A 22708-nucleotide genomic window follows, 5' to 3' on the forward strand; every position below is an offset into this window, starting at 1 on the left:
GAGAGGCCGATCCCCTCTCCCGACCCTCGCTGACGCGAGGCCCACCCTCCCCCGCAGAGGGGGAGGGGATCATGCGGCGGACGATCAGTGAAATCCTAGAAGTACGACTTCAGCGTTCCGCGACGGCGCACGTCGAGCGTCGCGCAGTGGAACGAGCCGCCGAACGGGCCGTAGCTCAGGAACGGCGCCGGGATCGGATCGAAGCCCCAATCCTTGAGCGCCTTGATCAGCGTCGGCTGGCTCTGGTCGACGACGATCTTCTTCTCGTCGATGGCGAGCACGTTGATCGAGGTCCAGGGCGAGCACATCGAGATCTTGCTCATGAAGCCCTCGACCGGGTCGGGACGCGGGGCGACCAGCACGTCCCACTTCTTCAGCACCGCCGGCAGCTTCTCGACGTCGATGTAGTCCGGGTTGACCAGCACCTTGCCGGGCGCGAGCGGCATGAACGACGAATCGATGTGCATCGGCTGCGGGCAGCGGCTCTCGATCTCGTGGACGCGGAAGCCGGACCCGAGGTGGCGCCGCAGCCACTCGATGCCCATCAGGTTGGTGACGTTCGAGCGGGTGACGAAGATATCGCGGCCGCAGCGGACGAAGTCGGCGGCGTCGAAGACCGGCTCGAACTCGTTGACCGTGAACTGCATCGGCTCGCCGGCCTTCAGGTTCGGCACGCGATAATCGTAGTTGTAGAGCTCGTCCGTCAGCTGCGGCCGCGGTGCCGAGGTCCAGCGCGCGCCGTTGCGGAAATACTCCTTGAACAGCGAGCGGTAGGCGTCGCCCTCGAAGTAGCGCGAGCGCCAGCACATTGGGCTCTCGATGATCTCGTCGCCGATCACCAGGTACGGGTCGCGCGGGCAGGCGACGCAGAAGCCGCGGGACGACCAGCGCGGGGCGCGGTACTTCTTCGAGAAGTCGATGCTGTCCGGGCGGCGGATCTTCACGCCCTCGCCGGCGAGGATGCCGATGAAGTTATCGAGCTCCTTCTGCGCGAGCTTCTTCATGAAGGCCGGATACCGGAAGCCCGAGGCGAAGCGGTAGAACGGCTGCGCGGCGCGCGGCAGGTTGAAGATCACGGTCAGGTGGTGCGTCGGGATCGTGGCGCCGTCGAGCGAGCCGACGATCACCTCCTCCAGCGGGTCCCACTCGTTCCAGGCCATCACCGGCGAGTGCGGCGCCGGCACGCCCGGGTCGCCGCGGACGAAGCCGTCGGTACGGGCGTCGTCGAGCACGGCCTCTCCGGCCGAGTGGGAAGCGTCGCGGTCCATGGTGATCCCTTCGTGATACGCTGCGCGGGCGGTCTGCTCGGGGCGAAACCCCTGGTGCCGCTTTGGTCCGCACTGTGTCTATCGGGTGATAGACATTGCCGATCGTTGCTGCAACTTGAGCCTTACTCCTCGTCCGCAGCGGTCTTTTTCGGTCGAAATCGCGGCGAGAATCCAGCATCAAGCCACCCCCGAGCTTGAAAGAGGATCATGAAGCGTCTGACGACCCTGGCCTTGATCGCCGGCCTCTGCACGGTCGTCGGCCTGTTCCTGTCTTCCGGTCTCGAGGATGTGGCGGCCGCGGTGGTGAGTGCCGGCTGGGGCGCGCTGGCGGTGGTCGCCGCGCGCGCGGTCGCCGTCGCCTGGGCCGGCCTCGGCTGGTTCGTGATCTTCCCCGTCGCCGGCCGCCCGAGCCTGGCCGCCTGCATCAACCTGCGCTTCGTGCGCGAGGGCATCAATACGCTGCTGCCGGTCGCGACGGTGGGCGGCGACTTCATCGGCGCGCGCCTTCTGGCCAAGCGCGGCATCGCCGGGGGCCTGGCCGGCGCCAGCATGTTCGTCGACATGATGACGCAGGCGCTGACCCAGCTGCTTTTCACCGTCGCCGGCCTCGGGCTCCTGATCTGGCTCGCGGGCGACGGGCCGATCGTGCGCACCGTCGCCGGCGGCCTCGCCATCGCCGCCCCCGCCATCGGCGCGTTCTACCTGATCCAGCGCCGTGCCGGGCACCGCCTGATCCAGGGGATCGTCGACCGCTTCGCCTCGGGCCGCGAATGGCAGGCGCTCGGCGCCGTCGACGTGCTCTACGACAACCTGCGACGCCTCTACGGTGCGCCCCTGCGCATCGTCTCGGGCATCGGCGTGCACCTCGTCGGCTGGGTCATCGGCTCGCTCGAGGTCTACGTCTGCCTGCACTTCATGGGCTATCCGGTGAGCTTCGCAGAGGCGATCGTGATCGAGAGCCTGGCCCAGGCCGTGCGCGGCGCCGCCTTCGCGGTCCCCGGCGCGCTCGGCGCGCAGGAGGGCGGGCTGATCGCGCTCTGCGCCCTGTTCGGCATCCCGGCCGAGGCGGCGCTCGCCCTGTCCCTGGTCAAGCGTCTGGCCGACCTCCTCGTCGGCGTTCCCGGCCTGTGGCTCTGGCACACGCAGGAGGGCCGCCTGCGCCGCGAGGCGAGCGAGCCCGAGGCCTCCGCGCAGGAGGAGGGCCGGACCACCTTTCGCCGAGTCGGGGCCGTCCCCGCACCCGCGACGCTCGGACCGTTCTACAGCTATGCGCCCCCCCGCGGGCAGAGCGCCCACATCGAGGACACCGCGGTGCCGGAGTTGAAGAAGTGCGCCTGATGCGCCGGTTGATCCTCGCGCTGGCGCTCGTCGCCGGCACCGTTCCGGCCTTCGCCGCCGACGACCCGGCGGTCGCGGTGGTCGACGGGCTCTACGCCCGCTTCGACGCCGCCGTGAAGAACGGGGCCGGCACCCTCAAGGACCGCATCGACGCGGTCGGCCCGACCCTGGAGCGGTCCTTCGACTACCCGGCGATGGTCCGCCTGGCGATCGGCGCCAAGTGGGCGGAGTTCTCGCCCGAGCAGCAGGGCGCGATCACCGAAGCGTTCCGCCGCAACTTCGTCGTGACCTACGCCAACCGCCTCGCACGGGCGGCGGGCGCGAAGTTCGAGGTGACGCGCAAGAGCGAGGCGAGCGGAACGAACCAGCGCGTCCTCACCCACGTCACCACCCCGGACGGGGACGATTCGCAGATCGACTTCGTCGTGAATTCGGACAACCGCATCCAGGACGTCCTGCTCAACGGCAACGTCAGCGAGGTCGCGGGTCAGCGGTCGAGCCTCGGCCAGCCGCTCAAGGCCGGCGGCGCCGACGCGGTGCTGAAATTCCTGCGCGAACGCACCGACGGCATGCTGAACGCCAAACCGGCGCCTTGAACGGCCTGCACAGAGCTTTCGTGCCGCACGCCGCGGCCCATCGATCCCACGCACCTTGCGACCGAGCGACGTTCCCATGGACCTGACCTGGCTCTCGCCGATCCTTCTGGTCCCCGCGCTCGCGGGTTGCCTGTACGCGCTCACCGCGGCGTTCCTCGCCGGGCGGTGCTCCGCGAAGGTGGCGCCCGCCTTCGCCGACGATGCGGCGCGGCCCTCGGTGACGGTGCTGAAGCCCCTCTGCGGCCTCGAGCCGAACCTGTTCGAGAACCTGCGGACCTTCTGCGCCCAGGACTATGCCGGCCCGGTGCAGATCGTGTTCGGCGTGCAGAGCGCCGGCGACCCGGCGATCGGCGTCGTGCGGCGCATCGAGGCGGCCTTCCCGCAGCTCAGCATCGACCTCGTCGTCGACGCACGCCAGCACGGCTCGAACCGCAAGGTCTCGAACCTGATCAACATGTCGGAGGTGATTCGGCACGAGGTGGTGGTGCTCGCCGACAGCGACATGGTGGTGCGCCCCGACTATCTCGAGCGCGTCGTGGCCGAGCTGTCCGCCCCCGGCGTGACCGGGGTGACCTGCCTGTACCACGGCGTTCCCGGCGACCGGGGCGTGTTCGCGCAGCTCTCGGCGCTCGCCATCGACGTGCAGTTCCTGCCCAACGTCGTGATGGGCACGGCGCTCGGCCTCGCCAAGCCGTGCTTCGGCTCGACCATCGCCTTCACCGCCGCGTCGCTGGCGAAGATCGGCGGGTTCGCCACCTTCAAGGACGACCTCGCCGACGACTATGCCATCGGCGAGGCGCTGCGCGGGCTCGGCGGCCGGGTCGCGATCCCGAACTTCACCATCGGGCATACCTGCGTCGACACCGCGATCGCGGGCCTCTGGACCCACGAGCTGCGCTGGAACCGCACCATCCGCAACGTCGACCCGGCCGGCTATGCCGGCTCGATCGTCACCCACGCCTTCCCGATCGCGCTGATCGCCGCGTTGATGCCGGAGGCCGGCGCGACCGCGCTCGGCGTCGCGGCCTTGGCGCTCGCCTGCCGCATCATCCTGTCGATGCGGCTGGAGCGTGCCTTCGGGATCGGCCCCCACCCGTACTGGCTGTTGCCGATCCGCGACATCCTCTCGTTCGCGAACTTCTCATGGAGCTTCGTATCGGGGGCGGTGACATGGAAAGGTCACGATTATCGCGTCGTTGCGGATGGAACGCTTATTCCGGAGGGCAATCTCGGCCAGGATGCTGAGTCGCCCACCGTCTGACCTTGCCGTCCCGTCGTTTAAACTTGCCATCCTCGATCCGTCATCCTTTCGATCCGATCGCCCTGCTCTGAGGCCTTGAACCCCATGCGCACGCTCTTCCTCCAGGCTCCCACCTTCGACGGCTTCGACGGCGGCGCCGGGTCCCGCTACCAGGCCAAGCGCGAGATCAAGTCGTTCTGGTACCCGACCTGGCTCGCCCAGCCGGCCGCCCTGGTGCCGAACTCGAAGCTGATCGACGCGCCGCCGCACAACATCAAGCTGGCCGAGATCGTTGCCCAGGCCAACGACTTCGACATGGTGGTGCTCCACACCTCGGTGCCGTCGTTCAAGTCGGACGTGAAGACCGTCGAGGCGCTCAAGGCCGCCAACCCCAAGCTGATCGCCGGACTGATCGGCGCGAAGGTCGCGGTGGACGCCGCCGGCGCGATGGCCCAGGCGCCGTGCATCGACTTCTGCGCCCGCAACGAGTTCGACTTCACCGTCAAGGAAGTCGCCGACGGCACGCCGATGTCGGAGATCAAGGGTCTGTCCTATCGCAACGCCGACGGCGTCGTGGTCCACAACGAGGACCGCGAGATCATGACCGACATGGATCAGCTTCCCTTCGTCACGAGCGTGTACAAGCGCGATCTCGAGATGGAGAAGTACTTTATCGGGTACCTCAAGCACCCCTACATCTCGTTCTATTCCGGCCGCGGCTGCAAGAGCCGCTGCACGTTCTGCCTGTGGCCGCAGACGGTGGGCGGGCATACCTACCGCACCCGCTCGGTCGCGCACGTGATCGAGGAGATCAAGTACTGCCTGAAGGAGTTCCCGCAGACGAAGGAGTTCTTCTTCGACGACGACACCTTCACCGACAACCTGCCCCGCGCCGAGGAGATCGCGCGCGAGCTGGGCAAGCTCGGCGTCACCTGGTCGTGCAACGCCAAGGCGAACGTTCCGCGCGAGACCCTCGAGGTGCTGAAGGCCAACGGCCTGCGCCTGCTGCTGGTCGGCTACGAGTCCGGCAACCAGAAGATCCTGAACAACATCAAGAAGGGCATGCGCGTCGAGGTCGCCGAGAAGTTCACCAAGGATTGCCACGACCTCGGCATCGCGATCCACGGCACCTTCATCGTCGGCCTGCCGGGTGAGACCCGCGAGACGATCCAGGAGACGATCGCCTTCGCCAAGCGCATCAACCCGCACACCATCCAGGCCTCGCTGGCGGCGCCGTACCCCGGCACCTTCCTCTACAAGCAGGCGGTGGAGAACGGCTGGCTCGACGTCGAGAACGCCGAGCTCGTGGATGAGAACGGCGTGCAGATCGCGCCGCTGCACTACCCGCACCTGTCGCACGCCGAGATCTTCGCGGCGGTGGAGGAGTTCTACCGGAAGTTCTACTTCCGCGCTCCGAAGATCGCCTCGATCGTCTCCGAGATGGTGCGCTCGCCCGACATGATGAAGCGCCGCCTGCGCGAGGGCGTGGAGTTCTACCGCTTCCTCAAGGAGCGTCAGGGCACCGCCAAGGCCGCTTGACAAGGGCGCCAGCTTTCCATCGCATCGACCGATCCAGACGGCCGGGCCCCAAAGCCCGGCCGTCTTCGTTCAGGGGTCCGAGCCCGAGGCCCCCGGCAAACAGCCGCGCCCCCGTACACCGGAGTGTCTCGTGAAGCGTCTCGTCGTCACCGCCGACGATTTCGGCCTGAGCCCGGAGGTCAACGAGGCGGTCGAGCAGGCCCATCGCGACGGCATCCTCACGGCGGCGAGCCTGATGGTCTCGGCCCCCGCCGCCGCGGACGCGGTCGCCCGCGCCAAGCGGATGCCGTCGCTACGCGTGGGATTGCATCTGGTGCTCGTCGAGGCGTGGCCGACGCTGCCGGCCGCCACCTTGCCGGATCTCACCGATGACGCCGGCCTGATGCGTCGCGACATGGAACGCCTCGGCCTCGACCTTGCGCTGAGGCCGGCGGTCCGCCGCCAGCTCGCCGCCGAGATCACCGCGCAGTTCGAGGCCTACCGCATCACCGGTCTGCCACTCGATCACGTGAACGCGCATAAGCACTTCCACGTGCATCCGTTGATCGCCGGCGCGGTGCTGTCGATCGGGCCGCGTTACGGGATGCGCTCGATCCGCGTGCCGCGCGAGCCGCGGGCGGTGCTGAAGCGCGCCGAGCCGGGTGCGACCCCGCGGGTGGCCCTCGATACGGCACCCTGGGCGGCCCTGCTCGCGGTCCGGGCCCGGATGATGGGGCTGACCATTCCCGATCGAACCCTGGGTCTGGCCTGGTCCGGAGCGATGACGCCCGCCCGCGTGGCCGGCCTGCTCGCGCACCTGCCCGACGGCCTGACCGAGCTCTACACCCACCCGGCCACCGCCGGCGGCTTCCTCGGCGAGGCGCCGGGCTACGCCTACGCCGCGGAGCGGGACGCGCTCGTCGCGCGGGCCTCCGTGGATGCGGTCGCGCGGTCGGGGATCGTCTGCGGCGGGTTTTCGGATTTCGCACCGAATAGACGATGACGACGTCATCACGGAGCCCGCAGTAGCATTCGCCTCAAACGCTTCAGAAACGACACTGTAAAGCGACTGTATATCTTCGCAAATTGCTCATCAGGACGTGCCTTTCGGCAGCATGTCTGATTGATGACCAAAATTTCATGCAACGTGAGCTTCGGCGCCCGCGTTCCGACAGCAGCCCCAGGGCACAAGACGATCGTCGCAACAGACCCTCGCCGCCGCATGGGACGGATCGGAGATGTCGTCATGACCCGCTACACCCTTCTCGCCACCGTCTTAACCGCCTCCGTCGCCCTCGGGGGCGCCGCCTACGCCGCCGACCAAGCTGCGACGACCGCCGCCTCCCACGAAACCGCGATCCAGAAGGACGTCGGCAAGCTGTCGGCCGATGGGGCGAAGGGCTTCCGCGACCTGCATCTCGCCCGGATCGCGATCTTCGATGCCGACCCGGCCCAGGCCAAGACGCTGGTCCACGATGCGCAGGCGGTCCTCGCAAAGGCGAAGACCGACGAGAGCGTGTTCACCAAGGCGGAGGCCGATCTCAAGCCGCCCGCCGCCGCCAAGGCGATGCCGGCCAAGGGCACCGGCGTCGGCGACATGAAGCAGCCCGTCGCGTGGCTGCCGGTCGACGGGCAGCTGCTGCTCGACGAGGATTTCGTCGCCACGCCGCAGAAGGCGGCAGCTGTGGCCGATGCCAACAAGAATCTCGAGAAGGGCGACCGGAAGGGCGCGGCCGAGAAGCTGAAGCTGGCCGGCGTGAACGTGAACTTCACCATGGCCGTCGTGCCGCTGGCGAAGACGACGGCGGATGTCGACCAGGCTGCGACGCTGCTGGACCCGGGCAAGTACTACGAGGCGAATGCCGCGCTGAAGCAGGCCGAGGACGGCGTCCGCTTCGACGTCATCGATGCGACGAGCCTGCCGCAGGCCTCCAAGGCCGCGGGAGCATCCGCCAAGGCGAACGTGACCGAGCCGACCGGGACCGGCACCGCGAAGCCCGCGCACTGATCGCAGCCCGCACGCCGACCGAGGTCGCTCGCGGATAAAGGCCTGCCCACCAAACGAGAACGGCGCCGTCCCCGTGGGACGACGCCGTGCGTTTGAGCAGAAAGGCCTGCCGTCCGTCACTTCACGGCGGCGGGCTCCGGGCGGACGGCTTGGCCCGTGCCGGGCAACCGGCCGGCCTCTTCCCCCTCGGGGCGATCGGCATCGGGCTTGGCCGGCGGCGGACCGAGGAAGGCCGGCACCACGAAGAAGGCGGCGATGAGCGTGAAGAACAGCGACAGCGCCAGCAGCTTGCCCATGCTCGCCGTGCCGGGATGGCTCGACAGCACCAGCGAGCCGAAGGCGGTCCCCGTGGTCAGCGCGGAAAAGAAGATCGCCCGCGTCAGGCTGGAGGCCAGCATGTCGGTGACGCCGGCCCGCCAAGCGATCACGTAGTAGATGTGGAACGCCACGCCGACCGCGAGCATCAGCGGCAGGGCGATGATGTTGGCGAAGTTCAGCGGCATGCCGACGACGTGCAGCGCCATCAGCGTCCACAAGGTGGCGAGCACCAACGGCCCGAGCGTCATCGCCACGTCCCAAGGCTTCCGCAGCGCCACCGAGAGGATGATGAAGATCAGCACCAGGGCGGTCACCGCCGCCTGCACGAAGGCGCCGAGGATGGTGTAGCTCGACGAGGTCGTGGCGATCGGCGCGCCGGTGGCGTGCGGCGCGACGCTCTGGATCTCGGATGCGAACTGCCGCAGCACCTCGTCGTCGTTGGAATTGCCCTTCGGATGCACCTCGATGCGGGCGCGGCCGTCGGCGGCGACCCATTCGGCCTTCAGCTGCGGCGGCAGGTTGGCGAGGGTGATCTTCTCGGGATGCAGCACCGTCCGCAGCCGCGAGAGCAGCGGGCCGAGATCGGTGGTGAGGGCGACCGAGGCGGCCTCGCGCGTCGCCGGCTTGGCGGCCGCCAGCTTGTCGAGCGTGCTGGAGAGACGGCCGGCGGTCTTGTTGCCGGGCGCATTGCCGCCGGCGATGCCGGTCAGGGCGGCCGCGGTGTCCTTCAAGGCCTTGACGTTGTCGGCATCGGTCGGCGGCGACGGCTTGCGCGTCGGGTTGAGGATCGGATCGAGCAGCTCGGCCGTCTCGGCGACGGTGGCGAGCTTCTTGTCCTGGTCGCGCGGCACGAAGGTGTCGATGCTCATGATGTCGGCGGCCAGCGGCAGCGCGGCGAGCTTCTTCGTGACCTCGGGCACGGCGTCGACGCTCGGAGCCAGCACGTCGGCGACGTTCGGGCTCGTGGCGGGATCCTTGATCAGGTCAAGATAGGTCGCGATCGATTCCACGTGCGGGCTGCGCAGGTGCATCGGGTTCGAATCGAAGGGCAGCTTCCACAGCAGCGGGGCGCCGGCCAGCGTGACGAGGCCGACGACGATCAGCACCGGCTTGCGATTGCGGATGATCCACGGATCGACGCCTGCGAGCCACGTGGTCTCGACGGCGGCCTTCTCGCCCTTCGGCCGGAACACGGCGATCAGCGCCGGGAGGAGGGTGATCGCGAACAGGTAGGCGACGACCATGCCGACGCCGGCGATCAGGCCGAGCTCGGACACGCCGCGGAACGCGGTCGGCAGGAAGGCGAAGAAGCCGGCGATCAGCGACACCGCCGCCAGGGTCAGCGACCAGCCGACCCCGCGCGCGGCGGCGCGGATCGCGTCCTCGAGCGTCGGCTGCTCGTAGCGGTCGGCGCGGTAGCGCACCGAGAACTGAATGCCGAAATCGATGCCGAGGCCGACGAACAGAGCCGCGAAGGCCACCGAGATCGGGTTGAGCTCGCCCACCATCAGCAGCCCGAGCGCCGCCGTGACGATCAGGCCGGAGAAGGTGGTGATCAGAACCGACACCACCAGCGGCGCCGAGCGCAGGGCGAGCCAGAGGAACAGGACGATGGCGCCGACGGTGACGAGGTTGTTCAGCAGCGCGTCGTCGGACAGCGTCGCGAACTCGTCGTCGGCGACCGCGACCGGGCCGGTGAGACGCATCTCGAGCCCGTGCTCGGGATCGATGTTCAGCTCCTTGGCGACGTTCCGGATCAGCTTCGTCGCGGTGTAGCCCGGCTGCAGCGCGTTGAAATCGAGCACCGGCTGGATCAGCACGAACTTGCGCAGGTCGGTGGTCTTGCTCTCGCCGCCCGACAGCAGGAGCTGCCAGGACATCCGCGCCGGCTTGCCGTCGAGCACCGTCTGCAACGTCCGGTCGATCTCGCCCATCGGCTTGTCGAGATCCTCGATCTTGGCGTCGCCGCTCTTGATGCCGCGGGCGCCGAGCGCCAGCACCCGCATCACGCCGCGCAGGCTCGGATCGGAGGCGAGCGGCCCAAGCAGGCCCTGCTGCTGCACCAGCTGCTCGGTGGTTTTCTCCAGTTCCGCCTGCGGCAGCAGCAGCAGGCCGTTCTTCTCGAAGAAGGGGCCGCCGTCGGGCCGGTAGACCGTCTCGATCAGGTTCTTGTGGACGGCGATCGCCTTGGCGAAGGCGCTCGCGGCCTCTTCCGCCTGCTCCGGGGTCTTGCCGTCGATCACCGCGACGACCGTGTTCGTGCGCTGCGGGAACGCCTTCTCGTAGTTGATCTCGTCCTGGCGCCAGGGCTCCTTCGGATCGATCAGCCGCTCGACATCGGTGTTGATGCGGAACAGATGCGCCGCGATGCCGGTGCTGGCGGCGGTGACCAGGGCCACCAGAGCGATCACGACCCAGCGATGTCGGACGGAAAACGCGACGAGACGTTCGATCACGAGTACCCTACCTGCCTGGAGCGGCTGCCCTTCGAGGCCGCACGACTCTCACATCTTGTATGCTACCGGGACGGTTCCCGCGGGACCCGTCGACGGCGCGAGACCTTCGCCACATCCACCCGGTCGCATCGAGGCAGGATCGGACCTGATCGAGACGCGGTCGTCTCACGATGCCGTGTGGCCGAAGACGCGGCGCCGACCCGGTGAACGCACCGGACGACGCGGGATGAGGACGCATCCGAGGCACGATCGTTGCGCCAAGGCCGCAGCGCTCAGTAATCTTGCAGCCCTGCGATTGCAACGCAGCGCAGCGACCTCCGACGCGGGTGGCTCTCCCCATCGATGTGTGGCGCCGGCGCCGTTTCGCACCGCAATATCACGGGATGCGCCGTTTCGCGGGACTGCCGTCGCATTGCCGACGCATTGGCAGGATGGGGTCCCCCCCGAAGCAGGACGCGTTCGCAGGAACGGCCCTCGGGCTGTGGCGCGGTTGCGTCAGCCCCGCAAACACGCACGCGAAACGGCCCAGGACCGGCCCGTTCAGATCGGTTCCAGGCTAGAGCGCTGGAATTCGAATTTTTTTCACGTTAAGCAGCCCCTTGGTTCGGGGCTACGCAAACAGGAGCCGTATCTTGGGAATCCCCCTCCGGTATGTCGCGACGATCGGCAGCTACATCATCAAGCAGCATCTCACCGGCCGGAAGCGCTATCCGCTCGTGATGATGATGGAGCCCCTGTTCCGCTGCAATCTCGCCTGCGCCGGCTGCGGCAAGATCGATTACCCCGACGAGATCCTGAACAAGCGCCTGCCCGTGGCGGACGCGCTGGAATCCGTGCGCGAGTGCGGCGCCCCGATGGTGGTGATCGCCGGCGGCGAGCCGCTGCTGCACAAGGACCTGCCGCAGATCGTCGAGGGCATCATCGCGCAGAAGAAGTTCGCGATCGTGTGCACGAACGCGCTGCTGCTCGAGAAGAAGATCAAGGAGTACAAGCCGAGCCCGTACTTCACCTGGTCGATCCATCTCGACGGCGACAAGGAGATGCACGACGGCTCGGTCTGCCAGCGCGGCGTCTACGACAAGGCCGTGGCGGCGATCGCCAAGGCGAAGGAGATGGGCTTCCGCGTCACCATCAACTGCACCTTCTTCAACAACTCGTCCTCGGACAAGATCGCCGACTTCTTCGACAGCGTGACCAAGATGGGCATCGACGGCATCACCGTCTCGCCCGGCTACGCCTACGAGCGCGCGCCCGACCAGCAGCACTTCCTGAACCGCAAGGCGACGAAGGACCTGTTCCGCGGCGTGTTCCGCGCCGGCAAGGAGAAGGGCCGCCAGAAGTGGGCGTTCCAGCAGTCGGGCCTGTTCCTCGACTTCCTCGCCGGCAACCAGACCTACCATTGCACGCCCTGGGGCAACCCCACCCGCACCGTGTTCGGCTGGCAGAAGCCCTGCTACCTGCTCGGCGAGGGCTACGCGGCCACGTTCAAGGAGCTGATGGAGGACACCGACTGGGATTCCTACGGCACCGGCAACTACGAGAAGTGCGCCGACTGCATGGTCCACTCGGGCTACGAGGCCTCCTCGGTGGTCGATTCGGTGCGCAAGCCCTGGAAGCCGCTGATCCACGCCATCCGCGGGATCAAGACCGAGGGTGAGATGGCCCCCGAGGTCAGCCTCGAGAACCAGCGCCCGGCCGAGTTCGTGTTCTCCCGCAACGTCGCCCAGAAGCTCTCTGAGATCAAAGCCTCCGGCGTCGACACCAAGCGCGAAGCCCGCAACCGCACCGCGGCCTGACGGCTCGGCCACGCGCATTCGAGGAGGCCCGCCCGGGAAACCGTGCGGGCCTCCTTCGTTTCGGCGAGGCTCGGTGGAGCGTCGTGCCTTTCGCGACACGGTGTCTGCAGCCGACCCAACGCAGGACAAATATCCTTCCTGCCGTCACCGGGCCGTCATGCCCGATCCCTAGCTGCGGCTCAGCTTGAGTGGCTGGGGGATCCCGCGATGGTGACATGGTACGGCGCGGCGCGAGCCGTGGGCTCATTCGGCGTGCTCGCGTACCTGACGGGCGCGGCCTCGGCCCAGGCGATCCGCACGCCGAACCTGACGACGGCCGACGGCCCAGTGGCGGTGACGGTTGGCGATGCGACCTTCGTGAACCAGGGTCTCCAGGGCGTCGGCCGGCTGCCGGCCACCACCCGCGACTTCCTCGGCGACACGCTGGGCTCGTTCTCCGCGCTCGCGATCGACCTCGCCAGCTGGCGGCGCTTGGGGGCCACCTACAGCGGCACGCTCTACACGCTGCCCGATCGGGGCTACAACGATCCGAGCGGAGGGCTGTTCTCCGATTACGCCGGCCGGCTGAACCGCTTCAATCTCAGCTTCACGCCCGATCCCGGCGCGGGCCTGCCGCAATCGATCGCCTCCCAGCGGCAGATCGCGATCGTGCCGAATGGCGGCATCGTGCTCACCGATGCCAACGGCCGGCGCTTCAGCGATCTCGATCCGGCATCCGGCACCACGACCCAGCTCGGCGCGGTGCTGCCTTCGGCGGCGAGCGGGCCGAGCGCAGGCCGGATCAGCCTCGATGCGGAAGGTCTCGCGCGGCGAATCGACGGCTCCTTCTACGTCAGCGACGAGTACGGGCCGAACATCTATTACTTCAGCGCCGGCGGGCAGCTTCAGGGCGTGCTCGGCGTGCCCGACGCGATCCGGCCGCGCACGACCGGGGCGCTCGACTTCAACTCGATCAACCCGCCCGACACCGGCCGACGCAACAACCAGGGCTTCGAGGCGCTGTCGCTGGCCCCCGACGGCCGCAGCCTCGTTACCATCCTGCAGAGCGCCACGCTCCAGGATTCCGGCCCGAATCAGCAGCAGCGCAACAACACCTGCATCCTGATCTACGACCTCGCCGGCAGCGCGGTACCGGCCGCGCCCGCGCGCGAATACGTGCTGCAGCTGCCGACCTACCGCGACACCGGCAACGGCGGCGCGCCGAACCGGACGGCGGCACAGAGCGACATGCTGGCCCTCAACGACACCCAGTTCCTCGTGCTCTCGCGCGACTCGAACGGGCTCGGCACCGGCAACACCACGCCGATCGTCTACAAGAGCGTCCTGCTGGTCGACATCGCGCAGGCCACAAACATCGCCGGCACCCCCTACGACGGGGCCACCCCGATCTCGCCGGGGGGCACCCTGCGGCCCGGGGTCCAGCCGGCGCAGACGACCGAGATCGTCAACCTGCTGAACCCGGTCCAGCTCGGGCGCTTCGGCATGAACCTCAACACCAACCCGGCGACCCAGACCACGCTCTCGGAGAAGTTCGAGGCCCTCGGTCTCGTGCCGGTGCTGAGCGAGCGGGCGCCGAACGACTATTTCCTGCTCGTCGGCAACGACAATGACTTCCTCACCCGGCAGGGCAGCATCAACGGTCAGGGCTACGATGCCGGCATCAACAACGATTCGGTGCTGCTCGCCTATCGCTTGACGCTGCCCACCTACGTCGATCCGCTCTCCCTCGCGGTGATGAAGCAGACGGCGCCCGTGGTGCTTCAGGGGCTCGGCGGCGCGACCCTCGGCTTCGCCGCGTCGGCGACACGGGGCGTGCAGGACCACCTCGCCGCCCTGCGCCGCGGCCAGGGCCTCGTCGGGCCCTGGAGCCAGTCCGGCGGCTTGTGGATCGGCGGCGATGTCGTGTTCGCCGACCAGCCGCGCAACGGCGGCCTCGCCCTCGACCGCACCATCGCGCAGGGCAGCGCCGGACTCGATCTTCCGCTGCCCGGAGCTTGGCGCGCGGGCGTCGCCGTCGGCGGCGGCGGCGGGTCGCTCAGCCGCGCCGGCGGCTTCCGGCAGGACCAGAGCGCCTTCACGGTCTCGGCCTATGCCGGCTACTACGGTGCGGACTTCTACGCCCAGGGCATCGTCGGCGGCGCGCCGGAGGTCAGCCTCGACGGGATCCGCCGACCTGCGGCCTACGGGCTCACTGCGTCCGGGCGCAGCTCGGGCAGCGCCTTCGCGATCGACGGCGAGGCCGGCGTGCCGATCCGAGCCGGCGACCTCGGGCTGACGCCGTTCGCAGGCATCACCCACCTGTCCGGCACCGTCGACGGCTTCACGGAGACCGGAGCGGCGGGCAACAACATCGCGTATCGCGACCTCACCCTGGTCCAAACCACGGTGCGCTTCGGCGGCGAGCTGGCCTATTACGGGCTCGCCGGACTGATCCCGTCGGTGCGCTTGGCGTACAACCTCGCCACGGGTCCGCAAGGCAGCAGCGGCACCGTGCGTCTCGCCAGCGTCCAGAACGGTCTCGCCACCGCCGCCGTGGCCGTGCCGTTCCTGCGCGACGACTTCGTCAGCGCCGGCGCCGGCCTGCAGGGCAGCCTCACCGACGACCTGGGCTGGCGGGTCGACTATCAGGCGGCCATCGGCACCCGCACGGGCGTCGCCCACGGCGTCACCGCGGGACTTCGCTATCAGTGGTAGCAGGCGAGCTAGAGGATCGCCGAAGCCGCACGCTCAGGCGCCGCGGCGATCCTCGTGCGGCGGCACCCCGAGGCTCGGGCCGAGGAGCGTGCGGCAGCGGCTCAGTGCCCCGAAGGCGGCGTTCGAATCGCGGGCGAGGCGGACGAGATCGCCGATCCGGGCCGATCCTCGTGCGACAGCCGAGAGGACGGCGAGCATGTCGGGCTCGCCGTTCGGCTTGAGGGCCTGCGCGGCGAAGGCGGGTAAGGCCCGGTGCGCCGGATCGCAGACCACGCGGATCGCCGCGAACGGCAGACCGTGCCGCTCCGCGAAGGCGGCGGCGACGTGCGATTCCATGTCGACGGCGAGCGCCCGGGTGCGCGCCCGCAGCTCGGCCTTTCCCGCGACGCTCATCACCGCAGCATCTACGCCGGCGAGGTCGCCGGAGCGAACCGTGTCGCCAGGCAGACCGAGGCGCGCGAGCAGGGCGGCCGCGACCGCCGGATCGGCCTCGTAGCGCCGGTCCGCCGCGACGATTCCGGCCGCGACCACCACGTCGCCCGGAACGAGGTCCGGATCGAGACCGCCCGCGATGCCGATACTGACGATCGCGCGGCAGCCGGGCGGGTCCCGCGACGCCAGCAGGGCGGCGAGACGGGCGGGATTTCCGCCGGCACCCACTGCCTCGACGCCGGGGCCCGAGGCGAGCCGGCGTTCCTTGGCGAGGCCCGTGACGGCGAGCACCGGAAGGCTCGACGCGGGGTCGGGCGCATGGAGACCGACCGCGCGGGCAGGGGACGCCGGCTCCACGCGAATCATGGGTCGACGATCGTGAAGGGTGGCATCCGCGAAGCGATCACCGGCGGTCCGTCCTACAAATCACCCCGACCGCTCGCCGAGCCCGGGGGGGCGCAGGCGGTCCTTCCCGCCCGTGCCCGCTCCGCTCGGATCGCGCAAAGTCGGCCGATCACATCCCGAACGCCACCCGGCGGCTGTTGCCGCGCTTGAGGTTGCGGTAGCGCGCCATCGCCCAGAGCGGGAAGAACTTCGGATAGCCATGGTAGCGCAGGTAGAACACCCGCGGGAAACCGGTCGCGGTGTAGCGCTCCTCGTTCCAGAAGCCGTCGGTTCCTTGCGTGCGCGCCAGGAAGTTGATGCCGCGGGTCACGGCCGGGTCGTCGCATTCCCCGGCGGCCATCAGGGCGAGCAGCGCCCAGGCGGTCTGCGATGCGGTGGAGGAGCCGGCCTCGAACGCCGGATCGATCTTGTAGCTCGACGCGTCCTCGCCCCAGCCGCCATCCGGGTTCTGGATGCGGATCAGCCATTCCACGGCGCGCCGGATCTCGGGCGAGGCGGGATCGACCCCGGCCGCGTTCAGCGCGCACAGCACCGACCACGTGCCGTAGATGAAGTTCATGCCCCAGCGGCCGTACCAGCTGCCGTCCTGCTCCTGGTCATTGAGCAGGTAGGTCACGCCGCGATCGAGGGCCTTCGACGATTCGCGGGTCTCGCCGAGCTGCGACAGCATCGACACGACGCGGGCGGTCACGTCCGCGGTCGGCGGGTCGAGCAGCGCGCCGTGATCCGAGAACGGGATGTGGTTGAGGTACATGTGGTTGTTGTCGGCGTCGAACGCCGCCCAGCCGCCGTCCTTCGACTGCAGGCCCTCGACCCATTCGCGCGCCCGGGCGATCGAGGCGGTGTAGTCCGGCATGTTGGCCACCAGCCCGTGCTGGCGCATGGCGCGGTCCATCGCCATCACCACGACGGCGGTGTCGTCGAGGTCCGGGTAGTGGGCGTTGGCGTACTGGAAGGCCCAGCCGCCGGGGCGGACCTTGGGCTTGGCCGCCGCCCAGTCGCCGGCGATGTCGAGCACCTGGCGCGGCAACAGCCAGTCGAGGCCGGCGCGGGCCTGCCCCTCGGCATCGGTGCCGCCGGCCTCGAGCAGCGCGTGCCCGGCCAGAGCGGTGTCCCAGACCGGGGAGACGCAGGGTTGCACGTAGGCCTCGTGCGCCTTCACCACGACGAGCTTCTCGATCGCGTCGCAGGCGACGCGGACCTGCGGATGGTCCGGGCCGTAGCCCATCGCCTCGTACATCAGCACGGTGTTGACCATGGCCGGGAAGATCGCGCCGAGCCCGTCCTCGCCGTTCAGGCGCTCGCTGACCCAGGCCCGCGCCTTCTCCATCGCCCGCAGGCGGATGCGATGGGGGAAGTAGGCCTCCACCTTCTGCAGCACGCGGTCGATCGCGCCGAAGATCGGCGTCCACGGCCAGGTCGCGTGCGGGCTGCCGGGCCAGCGGCGCACGCTGGACGGGGGCGTCAGGAACAGCTCGCCGATGCCGACGCCGCGCGGGTTCTTCGCCCGCGGCTTGGTCGCCTGCAGCACGAAGAGCGGCACCATCACGCAGCGGGCCCAGTACGACACCTTGTCGAGGTGGAACGGGAACCACTTCGGCAGGAACATCACCTCGACCGGCATCACCGGCACCGCCGACCACGGCACCTCGCCGTAGAGCGCCAGGATGAAGCGGGTGAAGACGTTGGATTGCGCCGCGCCGCCGCGCGACAGGATCGCCTCGCGTGCCCGGCGCATGTGCGGCGCCTCGATGTCGTCGCCGATCATCTTGAGGGCGAAGTAGGCCTTCACCGTGCAGCTCATGTCGAACGGCCCCTCGTGGACGAGGGCCCAGCCGCCATGCTTCTCCTGCGTGCGGCGCAGGTAATTGCCGATCTTCGGCTCCAGGCCCTCGGGGGGGCGGGTGTCGCGGAACTGGTGGAACAGGATGTACTCGGACGGGATCGTGGCGTCGGCCTCGAGCTCGAAGCAGATGTGCCCGTCGGCCTGGGCGAGAGCGGTCAGGGCGCGGGTCGCTCGTGCGACGCCGTGATCGACGTCGTCGAGGGAAATCGCCTGGGTCTTCGGGCGTTGCAGCGCCTCGACCTTGTTCACAGCCTCTCGCATCATCCTCGCCTCAAACGGCCACAACTCTCGATCCGCGCCCGATCGTCCCGGATCGGATCACGGCTCGCCCGTCTCGTCCTGCCTACGCATGGGCCGTACCGGCCCGTCGCCGGTCCGAACGCATGCTCGTCTCGGTCCTGCCTCATGCGGCGCCGCGCGTGCGTGCCGGATCGCACGACAGGGCGAGTGCGGCCGTCTTGCCCGAGCGGATCGACCCCTCGATCGTCGAGGGCAGCCCGGTGGCCGTCCAGTCGCCCGCGAGCACGAGGTTCGACCACGCCGTCTCCGCGCCGGCGCGGCGCGCGGCCTCAACCGGCGTCGCGGCGAAGGTCGCGCGCTTCTCCTTGACGATCTGCCAGCTTGGCAGTTCCGGGGCAAGGTCGGCCACGGTCGCGATCTCGGCCCAGATCTGCTTGGCCAAATCTTCGCGCGGCACGTCGAGCAGCCGGTCGGCGCCGCTGATCGTCACCGAATAGCGGTCGGGATAGGCGAAAAGCCACTCGGTCAGCGAGTTCACCATGCCGAGGATCAGCGGCGAGCCCGCCTTCGGCACCATCTTGAAATGGGCGTTGACGATCGAGCGGAACGCCTTCGGCGCGGACAGGCCGGGCAGCATCTCGGAGGCGACCCAGGGCGGCAAGGCCAGCACGACCGAATCGCCGTCCGCCACGTCGACCGCCCCGTCGGCGAAGTCGAGCCGCTCGACGCCGGCCGCGCCGAGGCCCAACCCACGCAGGCGCCGGCCGAAGCGGACGGAGGCGCCGCTCGATGCGAGGTACCGCAGCGCCGGGTCGACGAAGGCGTAGGACAGGCCCTTCACCGCCACCAGCGGGCGGCAAGCCGCCCCGCCGGCGCCCAGCGTCTCGCGGAGGATCTTGGCGGCCAGCCCGACATCGCTCTCGGCGACCTCGGTGTTCAGCGCCGCCAGCAGGACCGGATGCCAGAGCCGGTCGTAGAGCGCGCCCTCGCAGGCCATGCTGGCGCCGATCGTCCCGCCGGCACCGTCCGCCTTGCCGGCTGCCGCCCGCAGGATGCCGAGCGGCGCGAGGTAGTCGCGCGCGCGGCTACCCGGCACGCGGCGCGCCTTGCTCAGCACCCACCACGGCACCCGGCCCGCATTCGGGCGAAGGGTCCAGCGCTCGCCGGTCTTCAGGTCGGCGAACGGGAAGGCGGCCTCGTCCGGGCCGGTCAGCGCGTCGTCCGGCGCGCCGACGCGCTTCAGGAACTCGAGGGCGTCGGCGTTGCCCGACAGCAGCAGGTGATTGCCGTTGTCGAGCTCGAGACCGAGCGTCGGGTCGTAGTACGACCGGCAGCGGCCGCCGGCCTGCTTGGCCGCCTCGTGCACGACGACGTGGGCGCCGCGTTCCACCAGGGAGACGGCGGCCGACAGGCCCGCGAGCCCGGCACCGACGACGTGGACCGTCGCCATCAGACGATCCCGTGCCGAAGCGCCACGGCGACGAGGGCGAGCTTCCTCGGCTTCACCCGCGCCCGCGGCATCGCCCAGCCGCGCTTGAGCAGCGCGACGAGGTAGAGCCGGTAGGCCGCCGCCATCAGGCGGGCCGCCTTGGTCGGCTTGCGCGGGCTCTTGGCGATGATCGCCCAGGTCGCGGCGTAATGCGCCTCGGCCTCCGCCGCGAGCGCGGCGCAGACCTCGCCGATGCGCGGATGCGTGATCGCCGCGTGCGGCGTCGGATCGGTCAGGCCGATCGCGGCGAGCCTTTCCCGCGGCAGGTAGAGCCGGCCGCGCTCGGCATCCTCGTCGATGTCGCGCAGGATGTTGGTGAGCTGCAGCGCCCGGCCCTCGTGCCAGGCGAGCTCGATGCCGAGCGCCTCCGGCATGCCGAAGATCCGCACGGACAGGCGCCCGACGGCGCTGGCGACCCGGTCGCAGTAGAGGTCGAGGGTCGCCGCGTCGGGCGCGACGATGTCCTCGAACGCGTCCATCGCCATGCCGTCGATCACGGCGTGGAAGTCTTCCCGCTTCAGGTCGTAGCGCTGCACCGGAACCACGAGGTCGCGCACGCGCGCCGCGGGCCTGCCGGCATAGAGTCCGTCGATGTCGGCGCGCCAGCGGTCGAGCTCGGCCGCGCGCAGGTCGGCCGCGCCGCCGTCGTCGGCGACGTCGTCGACCGCACGGCAGAACGCGTAGACGGCGTACATCGCCTCGCGCCGCTCCTTCGGCAGCAGGCGCATCGCGGTGTAGAACGACGAGCCGGCCGCCGGCAGGGCCGGGGCCTCGTCAGCGGGCAGGGCCGTCGCGGTGGCGGTGACGGTCATGGGTAAGCCTTGCCCTGCGGCGCCGCGCGGACGATGCGGCCTCGGAACGGCCGGCGGGCCAGCGTCGCGCCGATGCCGCCGAGCGCCGTCAACGCGAAACCGGCCTTGCCGTAATGGACCTTCTCCGAGAGCGGATCGCGATCGAGCAGCCCGCGGGCGAGGACGACGGCGAGCCGGTGGATCGCCGCGATCTCCAGCGACAGGCGCAGGTCGTCGATCAGGTCCGGCAGCACCTTGCCCGCGTCGAGCAGGCCCAGCGTCCGCTCGGCCAAGTCGCGGATGACCGCGCGCAATTGCGGCGTCGCCCTGGCGGCTCCCAGCATGGCGACGGTGGCGCCGTGCCGATCGAGCGCGTCCTGCGGGATGTAGACCCGGTCGAGAGTGCGGAAATCCTTGCCGCAATCCTGGAGATGGTTGACGATCTGGAGCGCTGCGCAGATCGCGTCCGAGGCGGCCCAGACCCGGGCGGGATCCTCGCCGTGCACGTCGAGGACGTAGCGACCGACCGGCATCGCCGAGTAGCGGCAGTAATGGATCAGCTCGTCCCAGTCGGCGTAGCGGTTCTTGCGCGCATCCATCCGGAACGCGTCGAGCAACTCGAGGGCGTGGCGCGGCGGCAGCCCGCGGGCGGCGAGCTCGCGCTTGAGCGGCTCGGCCTCCGGGTCGGCGGCCCCCGCGCCGGTCAGGGCGTCGGCGAGACCGTCGAGAAGCGCGAGCTTGCGCTCGGGCGACAGCGCGGCATGGTCGGCGACGTCGTCGCCGGCGCGGACGAAATCATAGAACGCGAGGATCGCGCCGCGATTCTTCGGATGGATCAGGTGCGAGGCGACGGGGAAGTTCTCGTCGTTCGCACCCTTGCCCGAGCGCAGCTCCGTGGCGGTGCCGGACGCGCTCATCGCTCGGCTCCCGGCAGGTATCCCGCGCCGCGGAACCAGTCGATCGCGTCGGACAGCCCCTCCCGGTAGGGGCGGGCGGCGTAGCCGAGCTCGGCCTGCGCCTTCGCGTCGGAGAAGAACATCCGGTAGCGCGACATGCGGATGCCGTCGATCGTGGCGAAGGGCTGCTTGCCGGTGATGCGCGCCATCTGCTCGGAAACGAAGGCGATCGGGTAGACCACGGCCCGCGGCAGGTTCACCGTCGGGGGCTTGCGGCCGACCATGCGGGCGATGTCGCCGAGCATCTGCGAAAGGAGCACGTTCTCGCCGCCGAGGATGTACTTCTCGCCGATCCGCCCCCTGCGCAGGGCGAGCAGGTGGCCGGCGGCCACGTCGTCGACATGGGCGAGGTTGAGGCCGGTGTCGACGAAGGCCGGCATCTTGCCGAGCGCCGCCTCCTGGATGATGCGCCCGGTCGGCGTCGGCTTGACGTCGCGCGGGCCGATCGGCGTCGACGGGTTGACGATCACCGCGGGCAGTCCGCTGCCGGCCACCATCGCGTCGACCACGCGCTCGGCCACGACCTTGCTGCGCTTGTAGGCGCCGATGGCGGTCTCGGGCGTCAGCGGCCGCGTCTCGTCCGAGGGCGTGACGCCGTCGTCCGGCGGCTTGATGGTGGCGACGCTGGACGTATAGACCACGCGCTCGACGCGCGCCTCGAGGGCGGCGCGCATCAGGTTGCGGGTGCCGTCGCGGTTGGTCCGGACGATCTCCTCCATGTCCGGCGCCCAGAGCCGATAGTCGGCGGCGGCGTGGATCAGGTAGCGCTGCCCTCGCATCGCGGCCGCGCAAGCCTCCGGGTCGCGCATGTCGCCCTCGACGACCTCGACGTCGGACCAGGTCAGGTTCGTGCGCGGGCTCGTGGCACGCACCATGATGCGCACCGGAAATCCGGCGTTGCGGAACACGTCGACCAGGGCCGGCCCGAGAAAGCCGCTCGCGCCGGTGATCAGCACCGGGCCGAGGTCGGAAGAACCGCTTGGGGTCGCCTCTGCCATCACGCTCGAATCGTCACGGGAACGCGGGCGATGCCTTCGTTTTGGGCATCGCACCGCAGCAAGCCGGCTTTTGTCATCGAATGACGTGCACGACAAGGCGATCCGGGCCACAGGCGGCCCGGATCGTGGCGCGCGACGACGCCCTCAAGCGAGGCGGAGACGCGAACGCCCTTCCTGACGCTCGGGGAGGATGTCCTCGACCTTCCGGACGATGCTGGCGGCGTCGAGGCCGGCCTCGGCGTACATCTTGTCCGGGCTGTCGTGGTCCTGGTAGCTGTCGGGCAGGGTCATCGTGCGCACCCGCAGCCGCATCGCGTCG

Annotated in this window: 16 protein-coding genes; 8 read left to right on the forward strand and 8 right to left on the reverse strand. The window is 69.6% G+C overall.

Features of this window, described 5'->3' with window-relative positions; genetic code table 11:
* Window positions 1-95: 95 nt before the first annotated feature.
* Window positions 96-1268 carry an amidinotransferase gene (locus MKK55_RS22145; protein WP_147842102.1) on the reverse strand — a complete coding sequence of 391 codons (1173 nt, stop codon included), beginning with the start codon at window positions 1266-1268 and terminating at the stop codon, window positions 96-98.
* A gap of 207 nt (window positions 1269-1475) precedes the next feature.
* On the opposite strand from MKK55_RS22145, the gene MKK55_RS22150 reads away from it, so the two are divergent.
* From MKK55_RS22150 to MKK55_RS22175, 6 genes are all read left to right on the forward strand, one after another.
* Window positions 1476-2606, forward strand: a complete 1131-nt coding sequence (locus tag MKK55_RS22150; RefSeq protein WP_147859426.1) for a flippase-like domain-containing protein — start codon at window positions 1476-1478, stop codon at window positions 2604-2606.
* Entirely contained in the window at window positions 2597-3202 is a 606-nt protein-coding gene (locus tag MKK55_RS22155) for a phospholipid-binding protein MlaC (RefSeq protein ID WP_409566105.1), read from the forward strand. Before MKK55_RS22150 ends, MKK55_RS22155 begins: the two co-directional genes overlap by 10 nt.
* A gap of 76 nt (window positions 3203-3278) precedes the next feature.
* A complete protein-coding gene (gene hpnI, locus MKK55_RS22160) occupies window positions 3279-4463 on the forward strand; it encodes a bacteriohopanetetrol glucosamine biosynthesis glycosyltransferase HpnI (RefSeq protein WP_147725742.1) in 1185 nt (394 codons plus the stop codon).
* Between the two features lie 84 nt (window positions 4464-4547).
* Window positions 4548-5981, forward strand: coding sequence for a hopanoid biosynthesis associated radical SAM protein HpnJ (gene hpnJ, locus MKK55_RS22165; RefSeq protein ID WP_147725743.1), 1434 nt, complete (start codon window positions 4548-4550; stop codon window positions 5979-5981).
* A 130-nt stretch (window positions 5982-6111) separates the two neighbouring features.
* On the forward strand, window positions 6112-6963 hold the full coding sequence (gene hpnK, locus MKK55_RS22170; RefSeq protein WP_147725744.1) for a hopanoid biosynthesis-associated protein HpnK: 852 nt from the start codon (window positions 6112-6114) through the stop codon (window positions 6961-6963).
* A gap of 243 nt (window positions 6964-7206) precedes the next feature.
* On the forward strand, window positions 7207-7968 hold the full coding sequence (locus tag MKK55_RS22175; protein WP_243937657.1) for a YfdX family protein: 762 nt from the start codon (window positions 7207-7209) through the stop codon (window positions 7966-7968).
* A gap of 116 nt (window positions 7969-8084) precedes the next feature.
* Here MKK55_RS22175 and MKK55_RS22180 read toward each other — a convergent pair whose 3' ends face one another.
* Window positions 8085-10742, reverse strand: a complete 2658-nt coding sequence (locus MKK55_RS22180) for an MMPL family transporter (protein ID WP_243937658.1) — start codon at window positions 10740-10742, stop codon at window positions 8085-8087.
* Between the two features lie 632 nt (window positions 10743-11374).
* Between MKK55_RS22180 and hpnH the strand changes: the two genes are divergently transcribed.
* Together hpnH and MKK55_RS22190 are read left to right on the forward strand one after the other, a co-directional pair.
* Window positions 11375-12538, forward strand: a complete 1164-nt coding sequence (gene hpnH, locus MKK55_RS22185) for an adenosyl-hopene transferase HpnH (RefSeq protein WP_243937659.1) — start codon at window positions 11375-11377, stop codon at window positions 12536-12538.
* 207 nt (window positions 12539-12745) lie between these two features.
* Window positions 12746-15232: an esterase-like activity of phytase family protein gene (locus MKK55_RS22190; RefSeq protein WP_243937662.1), complete on the forward strand. Its 2487-nt coding sequence runs from the start codon at window positions 12746-12748 to the stop codon at window positions 15230-15232.
* A 33-nt stretch (window positions 15233-15265) separates the two neighbouring features.
* Here the strand turns inward: MKK55_RS22190 and MKK55_RS22195 are convergent, their stop codons facing one another.
* The 6 genes from MKK55_RS22195 to hpnA all read right to left on the reverse strand — a co-directional run bounded on the left by MKK55_RS22195 (window position 15266) and on the right by hpnA (window position 22389).
* Complete coding sequence (locus tag MKK55_RS22195) at window positions 15266-16030, reverse strand: phosphorylase (protein WP_147842109.1); 765 nt, start codon at window positions 16028-16030, stop codon at window positions 15266-15268.
* Window positions 16031-16178: 148 nt separating this feature from the next.
* Window positions 16179-18176: a squalene--hopene cyclase gene (gene shc / locus MKK55_RS22200; RefSeq protein ID WP_147725753.1), complete on the reverse strand. Its 1998-nt coding sequence runs from the start codon at window positions 18174-18176 to the stop codon at window positions 16179-16181.
* 142 nt (window positions 18177-18318) lie between these two features.
* Window positions 18319-19605 carry a hydroxysqualene dehydroxylase HpnE gene (gene hpnE / locus MKK55_RS22205; protein ID WP_147725750.1) on the reverse strand — a complete coding sequence of 429 codons (1287 nt, stop codon included), beginning with the start codon at window positions 19603-19605 and terminating at the stop codon, window positions 18319-18321.
* Window positions 19605-20456 (reverse strand): presqualene diphosphate synthase HpnD, encoded by an 852-nt coding sequence (gene hpnD, locus MKK55_RS22210; RefSeq protein WP_243934676.1) that lies wholly within the window; start codon window positions 20454-20456, stop codon window positions 19605-19607. Before hpnD ends, hpnE begins: the two co-directional genes overlap by 1 nt.
* Window positions 20453-21352 (reverse strand): squalene synthase HpnC, encoded by a 900-nt coding sequence (gene hpnC, locus MKK55_RS22215; RefSeq protein ID WP_147859433.1) that lies wholly within the window; start codon window positions 21350-21352, stop codon window positions 20453-20455. Before hpnC ends, hpnD begins: the two co-directional genes overlap by 4 nt.
* Window positions 21349-22389, reverse strand: a complete 1041-nt coding sequence (gene hpnA / locus MKK55_RS22220; protein ID WP_147859434.1) for a hopanoid-associated sugar epimerase — start codon at window positions 22387-22389, stop codon at window positions 21349-21351. Before hpnA ends, hpnC begins: the two co-directional genes overlap by 4 nt.
* Window positions 22390-22708 lie beyond the last annotated feature (319 nt).

Source organism: Methylobacterium sp. J-059 (genome assembly GCF_022829485.1).
Taxonomy (GTDB): domain Bacteria; phylum Pseudomonadota; class Alphaproteobacteria; order Rhizobiales; family Beijerinckiaceae; genus Methylobacterium.

What these genes read in the sequence shown, in the direction of transcription:
- hpnA (WP_147859434.1), bottom strand. Translation starts at nt 22,389, where the DNA reads ATGGCAGAGGCGACCCCAAGCGGTTCTTCCGACCTCGGCCCGGTGCTG.
- MKK55_RS22195 (WP_147842109.1), bottom strand. Translation starts at nt 16,030, where the DNA reads ATGATTCGCGTGGAGCCGGCGTCCCCTGCCCGCGCGGTCGGTCTCCAT.
- hpnC (WP_147859433.1), bottom strand. Translation starts at nt 21,352, where the DNA reads ATGAGCGCGTCCGGCACCGCCACGGAGCTGCGCTCGGGCAAGGGTGCG.
- hpnJ (WP_147725743.1), top strand. Translation starts at nt 4,548, where the DNA reads ATGCGCACGCTCTTCCTCCAGGCTCCCACCTTCGACGGCTTCGACGGC.
- hpnE (WP_147725750.1), bottom strand. Translation starts at nt 19,605, where the DNA reads ATGGCGACGGTCCACGTCGTCGGTGCCGGGCTCGCGGGCCTGTCGGCC.
- MKK55_RS22145 (WP_147842102.1), bottom strand. Translation starts at nt 1,268, where the DNA reads ATGGACCGCGACGCTTCCCACTCGGCCGGAGAGGCCGTGCTCGACGAC.
- hpnI (WP_147725742.1), top strand. Translation starts at nt 3,279, where the DNA reads ATGGACCTGACCTGGCTCTCGCCGATCCTTCTGGTCCCCGCGCTCGCG.
- hpnD (WP_243934676.1), bottom strand. Translation starts at nt 20,456, where the DNA reads ATGACCGTCACCGCCACCGCGACGGCCCTGCCCGCTGACGAGGCCCCG.
- shc (WP_147725753.1), bottom strand. Translation starts at nt 18,176, where the DNA reads ATGCGAGAGGCTGTGAACAAGGTCGAGGCGCTGCAACGCCCGAAGACC.
- MKK55_RS22150 (WP_147859426.1), top strand. Translation starts at nt 1,476, where the DNA reads ATGAAGCGTCTGACGACCCTGGCCTTGATCGCCGGCCTCTGCACGGTC.
- MKK55_RS22190 (WP_243937662.1), top strand. Translation starts at nt 12,746, where the DNA reads ATGGTGACATGGTACGGCGCGGCGCGAGCCGTGGGCTCATTCGGCGTG.
- MKK55_RS22175 (WP_243937657.1), top strand. Translation starts at nt 7,207, where the DNA reads ATGACCCGCTACACCCTTCTCGCCACCGTCTTAACCGCCTCCGTCGCC.